The organism is Pelagimonas varians, assembly GCF_003208435.1.
Lineage (GTDB): Bacteria > Pseudomonadota > Alphaproteobacteria > Rhodobacterales > Rhodobacteraceae > Pelagimonas > Pelagimonas varians.
This window is the reverse complement of record NZ_QKMF01000009.1, coordinates 146,291-161,209: the sequence shown is the minus strand read 5'-3', so window position 1 is coordinate 161,209 and position 14,919 is coordinate 146,291. Positions and strand designations below refer to the sequence as shown.

Annotated in this window: 16 protein-coding genes; 10 read left to right on the top strand and 6 right to left on the bottom strand. The window is 57.0% G+C overall.

The window, feature by feature from the left end:
* Positions 1 to 130: 130 nt before the first annotated feature.
* The gene (locus tag C8N36_RS13615) at positions 131 to 670 is read right to left on the bottom strand and encodes an invasion associated locus B family protein (protein WP_097805235.1); all 540 of its coding nucleotides are present in this window, start codon (positions 668 to 670) and stop codon (positions 131 to 133) included.
* A 165-nt stretch (positions 671 to 835) separates the two neighbouring features.
* On the opposite strand from C8N36_RS13615, the gene C8N36_RS13610 reads away from it, so the two are divergent.
* Positions 836 to 1,840: an asparaginase gene (locus C8N36_RS13610; RefSeq protein WP_097805095.1), complete on the top strand. Its 1,005-nt coding sequence runs from the start codon at positions 836 to 838 to the stop codon at positions 1,838 to 1,840.
* Here C8N36_RS13610 and serB read toward each other — a convergent pair.
* Both serB and C8N36_RS13600 read right to left on the bottom strand, forming a co-directional pair.
* Positions 1,837 to 2,700, bottom strand: coding sequence for a phosphoserine phosphatase SerB (gene serB, locus C8N36_RS13605; RefSeq protein ID WP_097805236.1), 864 nt, complete (start codon positions 2,698 to 2,700; stop codon positions 1,837 to 1,839). The genes C8N36_RS13610 and serB overlap by 4 nt on opposite strands.
* A 127-nt stretch (positions 2,701 to 2,827) precedes the next feature.
* Positions 2,828 to 4,486, bottom strand: coding sequence for a Y-family DNA polymerase (locus C8N36_RS13600; RefSeq protein WP_097805237.1), 1,659 nt, complete (start codon positions 4,484 to 4,486; stop codon positions 2,828 to 2,830).
* Between the two features lie 101 nt (positions 4,487 to 4,587).
* Between C8N36_RS13600 and C8N36_RS13595 the strand changes: the two genes are divergently transcribed.
* Positions 4,588 to 5,025, top strand: coding sequence for a c-type cytochrome (locus C8N36_RS13595; protein WP_097805096.1), 438 nt, complete (start codon positions 4,588 to 4,590; stop codon positions 5,023 to 5,025).
* A 59-nt stretch (positions 5,026 to 5,084) separates the two neighbouring features.
* Here the strand turns inward: C8N36_RS13595 and C8N36_RS13590 are convergent, their stop codons facing one another.
* Together C8N36_RS13590 and C8N36_RS13585 are read right to left on the bottom strand one after the other, a co-directional pair.
* The gene (locus tag C8N36_RS13590) at positions 5,085 to 5,942 is read right to left on the bottom strand and encodes an SDR family oxidoreductase (protein WP_097805097.1); all 858 of its coding nucleotides are present in this window, start codon (positions 5,940 to 5,942) and stop codon (positions 5,085 to 5,087) included.
* A 2-nt stretch (positions 5,943 to 5,944) separates the two neighbouring features.
* Positions 5,945 to 6,532, bottom strand: a complete 588-nt coding sequence (locus C8N36_RS13585; protein WP_097805098.1) for a TetR/AcrR family transcriptional regulator — start codon at positions 6,530 to 6,532, stop codon at positions 5,945 to 5,947.
* A 146-nt stretch (positions 6,533 to 6,678) separates the two neighbouring features.
* Between C8N36_RS13585 and C8N36_RS13580 the strand changes: the two genes are divergently transcribed.
* Positions 6,679 to 7,791: an S-(hydroxymethyl)glutathione dehydrogenase/class III alcohol dehydrogenase gene (locus tag C8N36_RS13580; protein ID WP_097805099.1), complete on the top strand. Its 1,113-nt coding sequence runs from the start codon at positions 6,679 to 6,681 to the stop codon at positions 7,789 to 7,791.
* A gap of 77 nt (positions 7,792 to 7,868) precedes the next feature.
* Positions 7,869 to 8,357 (top strand): GNAT family N-acetyltransferase, encoded by a 489-nt coding sequence (locus tag C8N36_RS13575; RefSeq protein WP_097805100.1) that lies wholly within the window; start codon positions 7,869 to 7,871, stop codon positions 8,355 to 8,357.
* A 7-nt stretch (positions 8,358 to 8,364) separates the two neighbouring features.
* On the opposite strand, the gene C8N36_RS13570 is transcribed toward C8N36_RS13575, so the two are convergent.
* Positions 8,365 to 9,291, bottom strand: coding sequence for an AEC family transporter (locus tag C8N36_RS13570; protein WP_097805101.1), 927 nt, complete (start codon positions 9,289 to 9,291; stop codon positions 8,365 to 8,367).
* 111 nt (positions 9,292 to 9,402) lie between these two features.
* On the opposite strand from C8N36_RS13570, the gene C8N36_RS13565 reads away from it, so the two are divergent.
* From C8N36_RS13565 to C8N36_RS13540, 6 genes are all read left to right on the top strand, one after another.
* Positions 9,403 to 10,302, top strand: coding sequence for a CPBP family intramembrane glutamic endopeptidase (locus C8N36_RS13565; RefSeq protein ID WP_097805102.1), 900 nt, complete (start codon positions 9,403 to 9,405; stop codon positions 10,300 to 10,302).
* A gap of 61 nt (positions 10,303 to 10,363) precedes the next feature.
* Positions 10,364 to 11,278, top strand: a complete 915-nt coding sequence (gene accD / locus C8N36_RS13560; RefSeq protein WP_097805103.1) for an acetyl-CoA carboxylase, carboxyltransferase subunit beta — start codon at positions 10,364 to 10,366, stop codon at positions 11,276 to 11,278.
* Positions 11,275 to 12,558 carry a bifunctional folylpolyglutamate synthase/dihydrofolate synthase gene (locus C8N36_RS13555; protein WP_097805104.1) on the top strand — a complete coding sequence of 428 codons (1,284 nt, stop codon included), beginning with the start codon at positions 11,275 to 11,277 and terminating at the stop codon, positions 12,556 to 12,558. Before accD ends, C8N36_RS13555 begins: the two co-directional genes overlap by 4 nt.
* Positions 12,559 to 12,746: 188 nt before the next feature.
* Complete coding sequence (locus C8N36_RS13550; protein WP_170125876.1) at positions 12,747 to 13,319, top strand: rhodanese-like domain-containing protein; 573 nt, start codon at positions 12,747 to 12,749, stop codon at positions 13,317 to 13,319.
* A 60-nt stretch (positions 13,320 to 13,379) separates the two neighbouring features.
* Positions 13,380 to 13,982 carry a LysM peptidoglycan-binding domain-containing protein gene (locus tag C8N36_RS13545; RefSeq protein ID WP_097805106.1) on the top strand — a complete coding sequence of 201 codons (603 nt, stop codon included), beginning with the start codon at positions 13,380 to 13,382 and terminating at the stop codon, positions 13,980 to 13,982.
* 208 nt (positions 13,983 to 14,190) lie between these two features.
* Positions 14,191 to 14,859 carry a LysM peptidoglycan-binding domain-containing protein gene (locus C8N36_RS13540; protein ID WP_097805107.1) on the top strand — a complete coding sequence of 223 codons (669 nt, stop codon included), beginning with the start codon at positions 14,191 to 14,193 and terminating at the stop codon, positions 14,857 to 14,859.
* Positions 14,860 to 14,919 lie beyond the last annotated feature (60 nt).

The window sequence follows — 14,919 nt, the reverse complement described above, 5'->3', positions numbered from 1 at the left end:
TGCGTCTACACGATTTGGGTGCAAAAGAAAATGCACTAGGCAATCAGGGCCGCAGCGGAGGGCAGTAAATCCGCAAACAAAAAGGGCGAGGGTATCACCTCGCCCGTCTAAATCTTTTGCGTGCAGCGGCTTACTTGGCGCAGCGCTTGCTTGCTTCCTCGACGGCTGCTGTAAAGCCGAGCAGTGAAAATGTATCTTTGGTGATGGTGCCGCGGCCGGATTGGGCTGTTAGCTGGGCTGCCGCCCCACGTTTCATAGCAGTGATGATTTTTGCATCATCCTGAGGAGTCGCAGGCCACGCCCATTCACCTTCTGAATACAGCTCGAATTTTGTGCCACTGATGTCCAGATTAACAGTCGACCCTTTTGCAAAGGGGTAACCACCGGTAAATGCCAATTGCCCGGTGACACCTGCACCCGGACGGTAGAACACCATCAACAAGATATCACCTCGTGTGACCGATTTGATGTTCCCGTTGGCGTCGGTGTTCACGCTCTCTTTAAATGTGGAAACCGCCCAGCATTCTTTGGGGCTTTCACCCTCAAAGACGGACCAGTCGGTCATGGCGTCCACACGGTTTGTGCTTTCTTGTTGTGCGGTGCTCATACCTGCGGTCAGCAGCAGCGCCATAGCGCCGGCTCCGATCACGCGACCAAGACCTGAAATCATACTTGCAGCCTCCAGCTGTCTAGCCTCTTCACTTGCTTTTGTGCCTTGCCGATTCCGGCTTGTCCCGACCACAAAAACTTTTCTACTCGACGGCGAGACAATAGCCTGAAAAAACCGCAACGTGAAAGCCCTGTTGGCAGATATTCGCCGAAATCTAAGGATCTGATGATGCGCACACCCGAACCGATGGTGGAAATACACCGCGGGCCCTTCGTTGAAAGCCAACATATGGGGCATGCGGTGATTTGTGATGGCAGTGGTGGTGTCGTTGAGGCATGGGGCGACCCTGATGCCGTGGTGTTGCCTAGAAGCTCTGCCAAGATGATTCAGGCGCTGCCATTGGTGATGTCTGGCGCGGCCGAGGCTTTTGGAATCGGGCCTGCCCGTTTGGCGCTGGCCTGCGCATCGCATCAAGGCGCACCTATGCACGTCAGGGCAGTGAACGCTTGGCTGGATGAATTAGGGTTGGGCGACGATGATTTGATCTGCGGCACCGAAGCATCTCGTGACAAAGATTTGCGGTTTCAAATGATCCGCGACGGAGACAGCCCATGCCGCGTGCATAACAATTGTTCCGGCAAGCATTCCGGTTTTTTGATCCTCACCAAACATTTGGGAGCAAGCTCCGACTATGTTGATCCAGCGCATCCGGTGCAAAAATCGGTTCGCGACGCCTTCGAAGAGGTGACGGGCGCGACAAGCCCCGGCTTTGGCATCGACGGGTGTTCCGCCCCGAACTTTGCGACATCAATGCTGGGTATGGCCCGCGCCATGGCGTTTTTTGCCAGCGCAGGTCAGCGCAGTGATACGATGTCCGAGGCGGCGCAGCAGTTGGTTGGCGGGATGATCGCTTATCCCGAGTTGGTTGCGGGCGACACCCGTGCTTGCACCCACTTGATGCGCGCTGCGAAAGAGCCTCTGGCGCTGAAAACCGGAGCCGAAGGGTATTTCGTCGCCATTCTACCGCATCGCGGCTGGGGCATTTCGTTGAAAATCGTCGATGGTGCAACCCGAGCGTCTAACTCTGCGATTGCGGCGCTTTTGGTGCGCATCGGTGTGTTGGATGCTGAAAACCCTGAGGTCATCCGCTTTCTCAACCCGCCGGTGAAAAACTGGGACGGGTTGGTGACGGGCGAAATCCGCCCGGTTGCCGGTCTGACTGGCGTTTAGACGAAATCAGCTTTGGGATAGCCTTGCAGGTACAACAGCGCGGTCAGATCACCGTGATTGACCCGCAAGGCGCATTCCGCCTGAACGCTGGGTTTGGCATGGAGCGCAACGCCGAAACCGGCGCGGCCCAACATGCCAAGGTCATTGGCCCCGTCGCCCACGGCAACCACATCGGCTTCGGAAATCCCTAGGCGGGCGGTGATTTGCTCCAACGCTTCAATCTTGGCCTCGCGGCCCAAGATTGGTAAACCAACTTCACCGGACAGTTTGCCGCCTTCTATGATTAAAGTGTTGGCGCGGTTTTCATCAAATCCAAGCAAACCGGAGACGCGCGAGGTAAAGGCCGTGAACCCGCCGGAAACCAAAGCACAGTAACCACCGTTTGCTTTCATTGTGTTTAGCAAGGTTTTGCCGCCGGGCATCAAGGTGATGCGGTTTTTGACCACCGTATCGATGACGCTTTCGGGCAGGTCTTTGAGCAAAGCAACCCGTTCGGTCAGTGCACCGTCAAAATCCAATTCGCCGTTCATGGCGCGGGCGGTGATGTCTTTGACATATGCGCCAACACCGGCTTCTTCGGCCAGCTCGTCGATGCATTCTTGTTCGATCATTGTGCTGTCCATGTCAGCCAGCAGCATGCGCTTTTGGCGGCCCTGATCTGGTAGGATGTTCAAATCGACTTGATCCGCAAGAGATGCGCGGATGTCTTCGAAGTTGCCTGCAACAGTGGCTACGGGGAATTCCGCGGCCTCGTCCATCGCCAGCCAGACAGCGACGCCGCCGCCCCATGCGTTGCGAAGATTGTCGACCAGTGCAGGGTCCAGCGTGCCGGGTTTTGCAATTAGCGAGACGATGGGCATGGCGCGAGCTCCTTCAGGCGCGGGGGTGGGCGGGTTTTGACATGCTGTTTTGGGCTTGGCCAGTGCTGCGGGCGAGAGCGGCGAAAATTTTTTCAAAAAATTTTGCGCCCGGCCGTGCGGTTGTCGCTTACGCAAAGGACCCTTGGCAAAACCAGCCTGACGACATCGTGCCGCCATGTGCGTAGAACAACCACAAACGATCGCCTTGGTCGGTGTCGATGCGCCAATAATCCCGCGGACCGCTGCGCCACGCGGGATCATCAAGCCACCATTCTGGGGTGATCCGTTCCGGGCCACTGATATCCAGCGTACCAAAATCACGCCCTCGCCACCGAAACGCGCTGGGCGGCGTAGGGTGATCTTCTGCGCTCACCGCTTCGGGGGGCCATAGCAGCAAGGGGCGCGGGGTTGGCGGTTCCGGCCAGTCTGGGGCGGGGTCCGACCACGCTGCTGCCAAAACCTGAGCTGATTTTTCGGGGATGTGGCTACTGGCGGGATGGCGACGGGTGATCGCCTCCATTCCGATGCGGGCCCCAAGTCGTCCCAGCAAGTCCTCAAGCGCAGCGCCTTGGTCCTTGCGCTGCTGGCCGCGCTGGGCAGCGACCTTGTGCCCTGCCATGCGGCGATCATGCAGGGCGTCGTGCCCGATGGCCTCCAGCCGAAGCATATCAATACCCGGTCCCGCATCGATCCCCGGCAGTTTAAGCCGCAACAAAGGTATCAACCGAAGCGGGTCAAAGCTGGCCACGGCTGCACTGACCGTTTGCCATTCCATCAAGCCATCACAGCGATGTGCCTCGATCCGCAGGACCCGTGCGCCGCGCCCCTTTGCCTTTAGGCGTGCACAAAGCTGTTCCACAAGCCGTTCCAAACCGGCTGCGACATCGCCTTCAAGCCCAATCGGGTCAGGAAAGGACAGCCTGACCGAAAACCGGTCCGGTGGCTTGGCAGGTGAGACTGGTTCGGGTGCGCTGCCCATTGCCTGATCCAGCTTGTCGACCAAGCCCCGCCCGAATCGCCGCGCCAGCCCTGCGCGCGGCTGGCCAATCAAATCACCAATCCGGCGCAGCCCCAACCGGTTCAGTTGATCCACCAGCTGCGGGTCGATCCGCAATGCCGCGATAGGCAAGGGCGACAGCATCTGCCATGCCTTGCCTATAGGGGCGATCCTGTTTTGCAGCGCAGGTCCGGTCGGCACACTTGGCGCAGCCCCGCCGCGTGTCCAGTGTCGCCGTTTGCCGGCCCGTGATCGTGTGGCGCGGGCCTCTTGATCGATCGCATCGCCTGACCGGTGTGACGCAGCCCCGTTTTGGGCGGTGAAACGCGCGAGCGCCCAAGCCGCGCCCAGTGTGTCGGCAATGCCCATCTGCACGGAAAGACCCAAGTCCAGGCAATCTTGCGCCACTTGTTCTGCCAGCACCTCTTCGCCGCCAAACAGATGCGCACAGCCTGTCAGGTCAATGATCAAGCCATCGGGCGGTGCGGTTGACACCCATGGCGAATACCGGCCCGCCCAGCGGTGCAGCACCCCCAAGAACGCCTCTTTGTGTCGTGGCTGCTCTGGTCTGGTGATCAGATCGCCGCACATGGCATAGGCATCACGCAGCGGCTGGCGCAAATGCAGACCCAAGGCCGATGCCTCGGGAGAAAGGGACGACACAAGTTGTGCCTGACCTTCATCTGACACCATCGCCAGCGGCAAGCCAGCCAGATGCGGCTGGGCCCGGATCAGCCGTTCAACGCCAAGGCGCGGAAACCAAAGAGAGAGGATACGGCGGTGAGGCATGAGATTCGCACATTTGTTCTGCATTTGTTCTACACCGGTAGCAATCTGCGAGTCGAGTCCGGGTTTAAGGTGCGCTAAGTTGGGGGCACAGGAGAGCGAACATGAAATTTACCAAATTATTGACTGTGTTTTGCATCGGGCTCGGGGGCGCGGCCCTCGCGCATGGCGGTGTCAAAAATGAAGCAGTTATGGCGCGCATGAACCTTATGACAGAGATCAAGGAGGCAATGGCGGTGCTGGGCGAGATGGCCAAGGGCAAGACGCCCTTTGATGCGCAGCAGGCTAATCGTGCAAGCGCAGCATTGGCCAGTCACGCTGCAAAGATGCCTGCGCTTTTTGAAACGCCAGCAAGCGACCCGAAATCAGAAGCAAGGCCAGATATCTGGCTGGATTGGCCGGATTTTGTAGCCAAGGCTTCCGATATGGAAAAGGCCGCGACGGGGCTGGATACGCAAAGTCTGGATCGTCTGCGGGCCGGTATTGGGGCGCTTGGCGGATCTTGTTCGGCTTGCCACAAGATCTATCGGATCGAAAAATGACGTTTGGGGGCGCAGGCCCCCAAAAGTCCAGTTTATGGGCCCGAGCAATGGGCCCAAAGCTATTGCCCGAGAAATTGCTCCACAATTTTTGCTTGCAGCTTTTTACCATCGGGATCGAGGCCGGTTTTCAGCTGGCACAAATCTTCTCCCCAGTTGGATGTACGGCAGCGCACGGGCGGGTTTTCGGCCCCAAGGACGTCCATCACAACCGATGCGACCTCGTCCGCGGTTTGGTAGACGTCGCCGGATTGGCGCGAGGTGGCCCCGCCGATATAGGCCTGCAAAATCGGAGTGTATTCGTCATCCAACATGCCGCCGGACGCTTCGATTTGCTTCAGGGCGGAATTGGCGAATTCCGACACGATGCCGCCGGGTTCAACCGTGGTGAAATGGATGCCGAAACTGGGGGTGATGTAGCTGGCCATCGCCTCCATATAGCCTTCGACGCCAAATTTTGCGCCGCAATAGATTTCATTGAACGGCTGGCCGACCAATCCGCCGACTGACCCGATGGTGATCACATGACCAGCGCGCGCCTTGCGCATGTATGGCATGACCGCCTTGGTGCAGCGGACAACACCCATGAAATTCACGTCCATGACCCAAGAAATGTCTTCCTCAAGCGCCTGTTCGGTGGACCGGACATAGCCCGCCCCGGCGTTGTTGATCAGCGTATCAATACGGCCCTCCTTGGCGATGATTGCACCCACTGCCGAGACAATTGTTGCGCTGTCTTGAACATCCAAGGCCAGCACATTCAGCGAAACGCCCGCCTCTGATGCTGCAGTATCCAGCGCGCCGCGTTTTGAAAGATTGCGCATGGTGGCATAGACTGTGTGGCCCGCCTGTGCAGCTTGCACGGCAATGGATACCCCCAACCCGCTAGAGCAACCGGTGATCAAGATTACTTTGGTCATGTTTAATCCTTTGGGGCCTGAGGTTCGGCGCGCAGCACCGACCAGAGAGTTTCAAATGTTGTGTCGATTTCTGAGATCGGGGCGGTGTTTCCAGCCAAGGCATGCCTGCGGGCAAGGGTCAAGGCCGCGCCCATCAGTAGATCAATGGCCACGGACAAGGGGATAGGCCGCATTGTGCCGTCGTCCAGTGCGGTTTGCACCAAACCGCTGACCTCAGCCTGCATCGGGGCGATTTCAGCGCGCTGGGCATCTGTCAACAATTGCGCAGCGCCAGCGTATTCAAGGAACAGCAATTCCTGAGGGCGGTCCTGGATGAAGGCAAAGAAGTTGATCCACAACCGCCGGATCACCTGATTCGAAGGGCCACTACCGACCTGCATCAACTGGGCATGATAGCGATGTTTGATCTGCAAATAGGTTTGCTGCAGCATGTCCTCTTTGCTCGCATAACGATTGTAGAGCGTGCCCGCCGATACTTTCGCCCGCTTGGCGATTGGCAGCATTGCCACTGCCCCGATGCCTTTTTCGGCGGTCTCGGCGACTATGGCATTATGGATGCGGAGCGATGTGGCAGACAGGTCTTTGGGCATAGATCGAAACCAAACTAGAATAAGTAATGAATATTCATTACTGCAACCATTGACGGAAGTGCAACAGATGACGTCGTGTTTCAATCTTGCACGAAACCGGCGAAACGCGCAGTGTCGCGGCAACGAATTCCGACAGGAGACAAGAAATGCGAACACGTGCAGCGGTTGCGCTAGAGGCGGGCAAACCCCTCGAAGTGATGGAAGTGAACCTCGAAGGCCCCAAGGCAGGCGAAGTTCTGGTGGAGATTAAGGCGACAGGCATTTGCCATACCGATGAATTCACCCTTTCGGGCGCAGACCCCGAAGGTCTGTTCCCGGCCATTTTGGGCCATGAGGGTGCCGGTGTCGTGCTTGAATGCGGAGAAGGTGTGACATCGCTCAAACCGGGCGATCACGTGATCCCGCTCTACACGCCGGAATGCCGCGAATGCGAATACTGCTTGTCGGGTAAAACCAACCTGTGTCAGGCGATCCGCTCCACGCAGGGCCAAGGTCTGATGCCGGATGGAACCACGCGGTTTTCCATGCTGGATGGAACGCCGATTTTACACTACATGGGCTGTTCCACCTTTGCCAATCACACGGTTGTGCCGGAAATCGCGCTTGCCAAAATCAACCCGGACGCGCCGTTTGATAAGGTGTGCTACATCGGATGCGGCGTCACCACCGGCATTGGCGCGGTTATCAACACCGCCAAAGCTGAAATCGGTTGCCGTGCCATTGTCTTTGGGCTGGGCGGCATTGGGTTGAATGTGTTGCAAGGCCTGCGCATGGCTGGTGCGGATCAGATTGTTGGCGTTGACCTGAACGAAGACAAGATCGAGATGGCCACACATTTTGGCATGACTGATTTTGTGAACCCGTCCAAGGTCGAAGGTGATCTGGTCGCCCATCTGGTCGAGCTGACCAAAGGTGGGGCAGATTATACCTTTGATGCCACGGGCAATGTTGGCGTAATGCGCACAGCCCTGGAGGCCGCGCATAAAGGGTGGGGCGAAAGCATCATCATCGGTGTGGCACCTGCGGGGGCTGAAATTTCCACCCGCCCGTTCCAGCTGGTCACCGGCCGCGTTTGGAAGGGCACGGCCTTTGGCGGCGCACGTGGCCGCACGGACGTTCCGAAAATTGTTGACTGGTACATGGACGGTAAGATCGAGATCGATCCGATGATCACCCACACGCTAAAGCTTGAGGACATCAACAAGGGGTTTGATCTGATGCACGCGGGCGAAAGCATCCGCAGTGTGGTTGTCTATTGAGATCCACATTTCGAATATGACATAGATAGCGCGGCCCCCGATATTCGAGGGCCGCATTATCTTTTTGGACCAATGACATGACCATAAACATGAGAGACTACCACACCAATGATGCGGCTTCTGTTGCCGCACTGATTTCTCCTGTGTTTCGCGCCGGCGATACCTATGCCGTAGACGCAGATATGACAGACGCACAGGCGCTTGCGTATTGGACGGGCGGAGAAAAGCGGGTGTTTGTCGCCGAAGATGATGGCCAGCTTTTGGGCACTTACTATGTGGTGCGCAATTTCAAAGGCGGCGGTAGCCATGTCTGCAATTGCGGCTATATCACGGGTGATCAGGCGCGCGGCAAAGGGCTTGCCCGCCTGATGCTTGCGCATAGCCTTGAGACGGCAAAGTCGCTGGGCTTTCGCGCCATGCAGTACAATTCGGTCATTGCAACCAACACCCGTGCCATCGACATCTGGACGCGGGCCGGTTTCGACGTCATTGGCCGCCTACCCGAAGCGTTTCTTCATCCGGTTCAGGGCTATGTCGATGCTTTGGTGATGTACCGCAAACTGTAAGGTGGCTTTAGACCGTCACGGCAGAGATGATCATACTGACCGTTAAAATGCTGATCGCAGTCGATACCAAAATCGCTGCTGAAACCCTCTGGGGCGCGACGCCGTAATGCTGTGCAAGGATGAATACATTGCCAGCCACCGGAAGGGCCGCGGCTGAAATTGCCACGGACGCAGGGTAGGCATCGACCCTGAAGAAGATGAAGGCCGCACAGGCTACAAAGAACGGGTGCAAGATCAGTTTGGCAAAGCTCAGCCAGACCGCGATCTGTAGCCGCTCTGCGGATTTTGTAGCAAGGGATGCGCCGATTGCAAACAGCGCGCCCGGGGTGGCGGCATTGCCCAGCGTGGTCAAAAACGAGTTCACCACTTCAGGCATTTGCAGGCCCGAGGCGGAAACACATAGCCCCAGAGATATTGAAACGATCATCGGGTTTTTCAAAAGACCCAAGCCAACGGTTTGAAGAACGGCAAGTTTTGACCGCCCTTCGCGTGATCCTGTGACCAAAATCACCAGCAGTGATGAAAACACGATCAGATCAATCGACAAAATCAAGATGATCGGGCCAATGGCTTCTTGTCCCAAAAGCACTGCCAGCATCGGGACGCCCAAAAATCCGGTGTTGCCGATAGCCCCGACCTGCGCCTCAATTGCCGCTGTGGGGGTGTCTAACCCGCGCCAGAAGGCCACCAGCATAACCACGCCGTAAACGAAGCCAGTGCCCCACAAGTAGGCGGCAGCGAGGCGGGGCTCGAAAATTTCAGACAAGCTAAGGTTGGCTGAAAAGCGAAACAGCATCGCCGAGAGCGCAAAGTAGAATACAAATTTAGTCAGATGTGCGGTTGCGACTTCGTCAAAGAATTTGGTACGGGCTGCGCCATAGCCCAACCCGATCAAGCCAAAGAACGGCAGCGTTTTCAACAAAACCTCGATCATAGTGAGTTTGGTAGCACTCCTGCGCGCGGCGTCAATCACTTGCCCCGCAAGCTGTTGACAGTCACCAACCTTCTGGGATCATACGGGTGCTTGCAAAAGGTCCGTTGTCCTATGTTCCCACCCAGATATGCCGCCTTTGAACGCCTTGTGACCCAAGCCCGCCCGACGGCAGGCTTGGGACGGCTGTGTTTTGGGCTTATATCGGTGGCGTTTGTATACATTCTTTTGGTGCAAGGCGTTTTTGCATTGGCCCAAGCCGTGATGACTGCCGATGGTTATTTGGCATTTGTTGCAGCGATTGAACGTGGCGAAACGGCATTTGGCACACTCGCCATTTTGATCTTGATGGGGGGCATGGCTGCGGGCGTTTTGGTCGCGGTCGAACTCGTTCACAAACGCTCGTTTTTTGGGCTGTTTGGGCCGTTGGGTCCGATGTTGGAGCAGTTTCGGTGTGTGACGCGGGCCATCGCGGGGCTCATGGCGCTGTTTGTCGTGGTCACTTTGCTGATTGACCGGCAAGGGGTCGTCGCCGGGATGCCGCTTGGGACGTGGTTGATGTTCTTGCCGCTGACTCTGCTGGGGCTTTTGATCCAGGTCGCTGCCGAAGAACTGGTGTTTCGCGGCTACTTCCAGTCACAATTGGCGGCGCGGTTTCAATCGCCCCTTGTTTGGCTTGTCGTGCCCTCAGCGATCTTTGCGTTGCTGCACTACCACCCCGAAGCCTTGGGCGGGAACGCGTGGCTGGCGGTCGGTTGGGCTTTTGCATTTGGGTTGGCAGCTGCCGATTTGACTGCCCGAACCGGCACACTTGGTCCGGCTTTGGCGATGCATTTGGTCAATAACTTTGTGGCGCTGGGCTTGTTGTCTATTCAGGGTGAATTGTCGGGCCTGTCGCTGTGGCATTTGCCCTACGGTCCGGGGGATGAGGTGGCGCTGAGGGCGCAAATGCCCTCAGAATTTCTCATCATCTTGATATATTGGCTTTCGGCACGGCTTGCTTTGCGCGTGTGATTGCATTTCTGTCCGGTCAGGCTTAAGTCAACCCAAATCAAAGTAAAGCGCAGGGTGCCCTATGAACTGGATCTCGAACTACGTCCGTCCCCGCATCAATTCGATCTTTTCGCGCCGCGAGGTTCCCGAGAACCTATGGTCGAAGTGTAGCGAATGCGGCACCATGCTGTTTCATCGCGAAATCAGCGACAACCTGAACGTATGTTCAAATTGCAACCATCACATGCACATCACGCCGCGTGATCGGTTCTTTTCGCTGTTTGACGGCGGCGTGTTCAATGAAGTCGAGGTCGCAACACCGATTGCTGACCCGCTGCAATTCCGCGACCAAAAGAAATATCCTGACCGGATGAAGGCGGCACAAAAGAAGACCGGCGAAAAAGAAGCGATGCTGGTCGCCACTGGTGAAATTGGCCGGACGCCGATTGTTGCCGCAGCGCAGGACTTTAGCTTTATGGGCGGGTCGATGGGCATGTATGTTGGTAACGCCATCGTTGCCGCCGCCGAAGAAGCCGCGCGCCTTGGCCGTCCGCTTGTCTTGTTCTCTGCTGCTGGCGGGGCCCGTATGCAAGAAGGCATTTTGGGTCTGATGCAGATGCCGCGCACCACTGTTGCGCTGCAAATCCTGAAGGAAAAGAAGCTCCCCTATATCGTGGTGCTCACGCATCCTACGACGGGCGGCGTCACTGCGTCTTATGCGATGCTGGGCGATGTGCAGATTTCCGAACCCAATGCGTTGATCGGCTTTGCAGGTGCGCGCGTTATCGAACAAACAATCGGGGAAAAACTGCCCGAAGGGTTTCAGCGCGCCGAATACCTGTTGGAGCATGGCATGCTTGACCGCGTAACGGATCGCCGCGAAATGCGCGACGAGTTGATCGTGATTTGCCGGATGTTGATGAAGCAGACTCCGCCCACATGGGGTGATTTGCCAGCGCCCGGCCCTGATAACCTAGTTGAAGCGCCAAAAGAATGAGTGCAGCGAAGTCGGACGTTATCCTTGATCGGATGATGGCGCTGCATCCAAAGGTGATGGATCTGGTCTTGGATCGGGTCTGGCGCTTGCTGGATGCGTTGGATCATCCCGAGCGTGATCTGCCCCCCGTGATCCATCTGGCGGGAACAAATGGAAAAGGCTCTACGCAAGCGATGATCCGCGCCGGACTTGAGGCGGCGGGGAACCGCGTGCATGCCTATACCTCGCCGCATTTGGCCCGTTTCCACGAACGCATCCGACTGGCGGGGGATTTGATTTCCGAAGAGGCGCTGACAGCGATTCTGGACGAATGTTATGCCCGCAATGGCGGCGAGACGATCACCTATTTTGAGATCACGACCTGCGCTGGTATTTTGGCGATGGCGCGCACTCCGGCGGATTACACCTTGCTGGAAACGGGTCTTGGCGGGCGCTTGGATGCCACCAATGTGGTGGAAAAGCCAGCGATGACAGTGATCACCCCTATTTCGATCGATCACGAACAATTTCTGGGCAATACGTTGACGAAAATTGCTGGTGAAAAAGCCGGGATCATCAAGCGCGGTGTGCCCTGCGTGGTCGGCCCGCAGACCGATGAAGCCATGGATGTAATAGAGGCGCGTGCCCAAGCGCTTGGGGCTCCGCTTATCGCCTATGGCCAGCACTGGCACGTCAGCGAAGAACGTGGGCGATTGATATACCAAGACGAAACCGGGCTGCTTGATCTGCCACTGCCCAGTTTGCCGGGCGCTCACCAATATCAGAATGCAGGGGCCGCCTTGGCGGTTCTGCGGCATCTGAAGTTGGGGGATGCAGCCTATGAGGGGGCAATGACCAAAGCGTTCTGGCCTGCCCGAATGCAACGCTTGCAAGATGGGCCGTTGGCCAAAGCCGCCCCCAATGTTGAGCTGTGGCTGGATGGTGGTCACAACCCCGCTGCGGGCGAAGCGCTGGCGACACATTTGGCGAGTTTGCCAAAACGCCCGACCTATTTGATCTGCGGAATGCTTAACACCAAAGACGCTACGGGATTCATGCGTCCTTTGGCCGGTTGTGCACAGTACCTGACGGCGGTCTCCATTCCCGGAGAGGCGAATACTTTACCGGCGGAGAAAACCGCCCAGATGGCGCAGAGCGTTGGATTAGAGGCGGATGTCGCGCCGGATGTCAGTGCAGCTTTGGCGCGCATTGTGCAAAAAGACCCGTCAGCACGGGTTTTGATCTGCGGGTCATTGTATCTTGCCGGCCATATCTTGCGTGAATACGCACCGCCCACCTAGGGCTGTGCGTATCATCGTATCCGTCACAAAGTACTCTTTTTCTTCAGATAACTGAGTCAAAATTGCTGCGAAAGCCGTATTCCCCCCAAGTGTTTGGCCACCGCATATTGACTGATTCGCTGTCACTGCCCTATATTTTGAAAAAAAGATAACAAGTGATGGCCTATTGGCCACCAGAGGATGAGCAGATGAACCTAGGTCTAATCACGACCGCAGTTGCCGCAATTGTGCTGGCTCTGCCGGTTGGCGCTCAAAGTAGTCAGATTACGCAAAGCCGTGACGGTTTTCAGTTTTCTGTCAACGGTGCATCTATATCGATCATCCGCAGTGGCCCAGCCTGTCCACCGGCCTGCGTGCAGCCTATGCAGGCCGCACCCGGGGTGGCCACGATTGGTGAGCTTGAGGTGCTCGATTTTCTGGAAATGTTTGTGTCCGCCAATGCGGGACTTATGGTCGATGTGCGATTGCCCGAAGGCTATGCGGTCGGAACTGTTCCGGGGGCCGTGAATGTGCCTTCGGCGACGCTCAGGTCCGATAACCCCTATCGTGACGATTTGTTGAATGCGCTGGGAGTTCGGTCAGGGGATTTTTCTGGTGCCTATGACTTGGCAGTTTTTGGCACAGGTCCAGATGACGCCGATGCTACAGAGGCCGTGCGTAGCCTGTTAGATGCGGGATATCCGCCGAGCAAATTAAAGTATTATCGCGGTGGTTTAAATGCGTGGATCGGGCTCGGCCTGAATACGGCAGTTAGCCGATGAGTGTTCAAGCACGCAGCGCAGGTTCCGATGTGCGCAGTCCGCAAGCGTAAGGAGTGTACGATGATCAGAATGGTTCTTTTTGGATTGGCTTTTGTGGCTGTCACCATCGTCTTGGTTGTGATGCAGCCCGGTGCCGGCCGTCTTGCTTCTGATGATCCGGTTTCCGAACCTGTGGTCACGCGCGCCGAACCTGCCCTAAGTCAGGCGGCCCAAACGCCGCCTTTGGTCGAAGTGTCTGCTCCTGCTGCGTTGTCTGCCGTCCAGCCGCGTCAACCGGTCGGGCGGATCGCGGCCCAAAGTGATTTGGATGATCAGTCTTTGCGCAAGATGACGTGGGATACTTTGTCAGGTCTGAACCACGCCACCGGACGCGACAGTGCGCCGGGTCAACCGGGCAGTTTGCTGCATACAATTGTGCGTCGTTCATTGGGAGACGCGCCAGTCGCCACGAGCCCTAGCTTGCGGACGGCAACGATTGTACCTGCGGTCAAGGCAGCGCCAAATATTTACGTGGTCCAAACCGGCGACAGTTTGATGTCCATTGCCGAAAAAGTTTACGGTGACATCAATATGACGGGGCCATTGTTTGCCGCAAACCAAAAGATTTTGTCTCGGCCGGACGATTTGCGTAGCGGTCAGAGCCTCATTTTGCCTGCCAAGTGAACCGCAACCTATTGTGGTTGCATAGATGTGCTAATCATACCCCTTGACGGGCCTACTAAATGTTGACGTCAATCAAGTGATTCGCATATAACCAAGGGAACCGCCGAAAGCTGCCTCTTTCGATTATGCGGTCCTTTGGGGGAATACTTATGATTTCGCATCTCGTCGCCGGTCAGACCGGCAACGCGTCTACCGTTCGGGGGCGCGCATGATACGGCTTATCGCATTGTCATTCGGCACGATTACAATGATCGGTGCAGTTCTTTGGGGTTTGGGTGATCGCCCTGACAAGGATCGTGTTTACAACGAAGTAAGCCGGTCAGAGCCCGCTCCGCTGAGCCTGTCCCCCGCCATGGCCCCAAGTGGCATTGTATTGTCGCAACCGGCGCCAACCCCAGAACCTGCGCCGTTGCAGCAAGTCATCAAACAAGAAGTTGCCGCGATTCCCACGATCCGCCCGACGGCGCGCCCAGCCGGTTTGGTGCAGAAAACTGTATCGCTGACCCCTCCAACTGTCGCAGCCCCCGCGCCGCAGTCGCTTACACCTAGCACGTCCGGCAACGACGCAGTCACCGCCCTTAGCTATGGCATCATCGGTGCATTTCAGCGCCCTGTAGAGCCTAAGAGTGAAACGCCCGCACCCAATGCCCGCATCCCGGCGCTCGGGTCCGAAATAGCCACAGCCTTGGCCGCTGAGCCAAAGGCGCAGGTGCGTACTTATACAGTCAAAGACGGGGATAGCCTGCCCGGTATCGCTTTCCGTTTCTACGGAACGACCGTGGCCTATTTGCAAATCTTGTCAGCCAACCCTGAACAGTTGGCCAACCCCGCCGATTTGCGGGCGGGTATGATTTTGCGTGTCCCCGAAACCCAATAACGGAATTACCAACAGGCAGACTTAAAAAGCCACACGAGCAGTTTCAGGGTCCTTCGGGAC

What these genes read in the sequence shown, in the direction of transcription:
- C8N36_RS13570 (WP_097805101.1), bottom strand. Translation starts at nt 9,291, where the DNA reads ATGATCGAGGTTTTGTTGAAAACGCTGCCGTTCTTTGGCTTGATCGGG.
- C8N36_RS13610 (WP_097805095.1), top strand. Translation starts at nt 836, where the DNA reads ATGATGCGCACACCCGAACCGATGGTGGAAATACACCGCGGGCCCTTC.
- C8N36_RS13550 (WP_170125876.1), top strand. Translation starts at nt 12,747, where the DNA reads ATGAACCTAGGTCTAATCACGACCGCAGTTGCCGCAATTGTGCTGGCT.
- C8N36_RS13555 (WP_097805104.1), top strand. Translation starts at nt 11,275, where the DNA reads ATGAGTGCAGCGAAGTCGGACGTTATCCTTGATCGGATGATGGCGCTG.
- C8N36_RS13590 (WP_097805097.1), bottom strand. Translation starts at nt 5,942, where the DNA reads ATGACCAAAGTAATCTTGATCACCGGTTGCTCTAGCGGGTTGGGGGTA.
- accD (WP_097805103.1), top strand. Translation starts at nt 10,364, where the DNA reads ATGAACTGGATCTCGAACTACGTCCGTCCCCGCATCAATTCGATCTTT.
- C8N36_RS13565 (WP_097805102.1), top strand. Translation starts at nt 9,403, where the DNA reads ATGTTCCCACCCAGATATGCCGCCTTTGAACGCCTTGTGACCCAAGCC.
- C8N36_RS13585 (WP_097805098.1), bottom strand. Translation starts at nt 6,532, where the DNA reads ATGCCCAAAGACCTGTCTGCCACATCGCTCCGCATCCATAATGCCATA.
- C8N36_RS13600 (WP_097805237.1), bottom strand. Translation starts at nt 4,486, where the DNA reads ATGCCTCACCGCCGTATCCTCTCTCTTTGGTTTCCGCGCCTTGGCGTT.
- C8N36_RS13580 (WP_097805099.1), top strand. Translation starts at nt 6,679, where the DNA reads ATGCGAACACGTGCAGCGGTTGCGCTAGAGGCGGGCAAACCCCTCGAA.
- C8N36_RS13615 (WP_097805235.1), bottom strand. Translation starts at nt 670, where the DNA reads ATGATTTCAGGTCTTGGTCGCGTGATCGGAGCCGGCGCTATGGCGCTG.
- C8N36_RS13595 (WP_097805096.1), top strand. Translation starts at nt 4,588, where the DNA reads ATGAAATTTACCAAATTATTGACTGTGTTTTGCATCGGGCTCGGGGGC.
- C8N36_RS13545 (WP_097805106.1), top strand. Translation starts at nt 13,380, where the DNA reads ATGATCAGAATGGTTCTTTTTGGATTGGCTTTTGTGGCTGTCACCATC.
- C8N36_RS13540 (WP_097805107.1), top strand. Translation starts at nt 14,191, where the DNA reads ATGATACGGCTTATCGCATTGTCATTCGGCACGATTACAATGATCGGT.
- serB (WP_097805236.1), bottom strand. Translation starts at nt 2,700, where the DNA reads ATGCCCATCGTCTCGCTAATTGCAAAACCCGGCACGCTGGACCCTGCA.
- C8N36_RS13575 (WP_097805100.1), top strand. Translation starts at nt 7,869, where the DNA reads ATGACCATAAACATGAGAGACTACCACACCAATGATGCGGCTTCTGTT.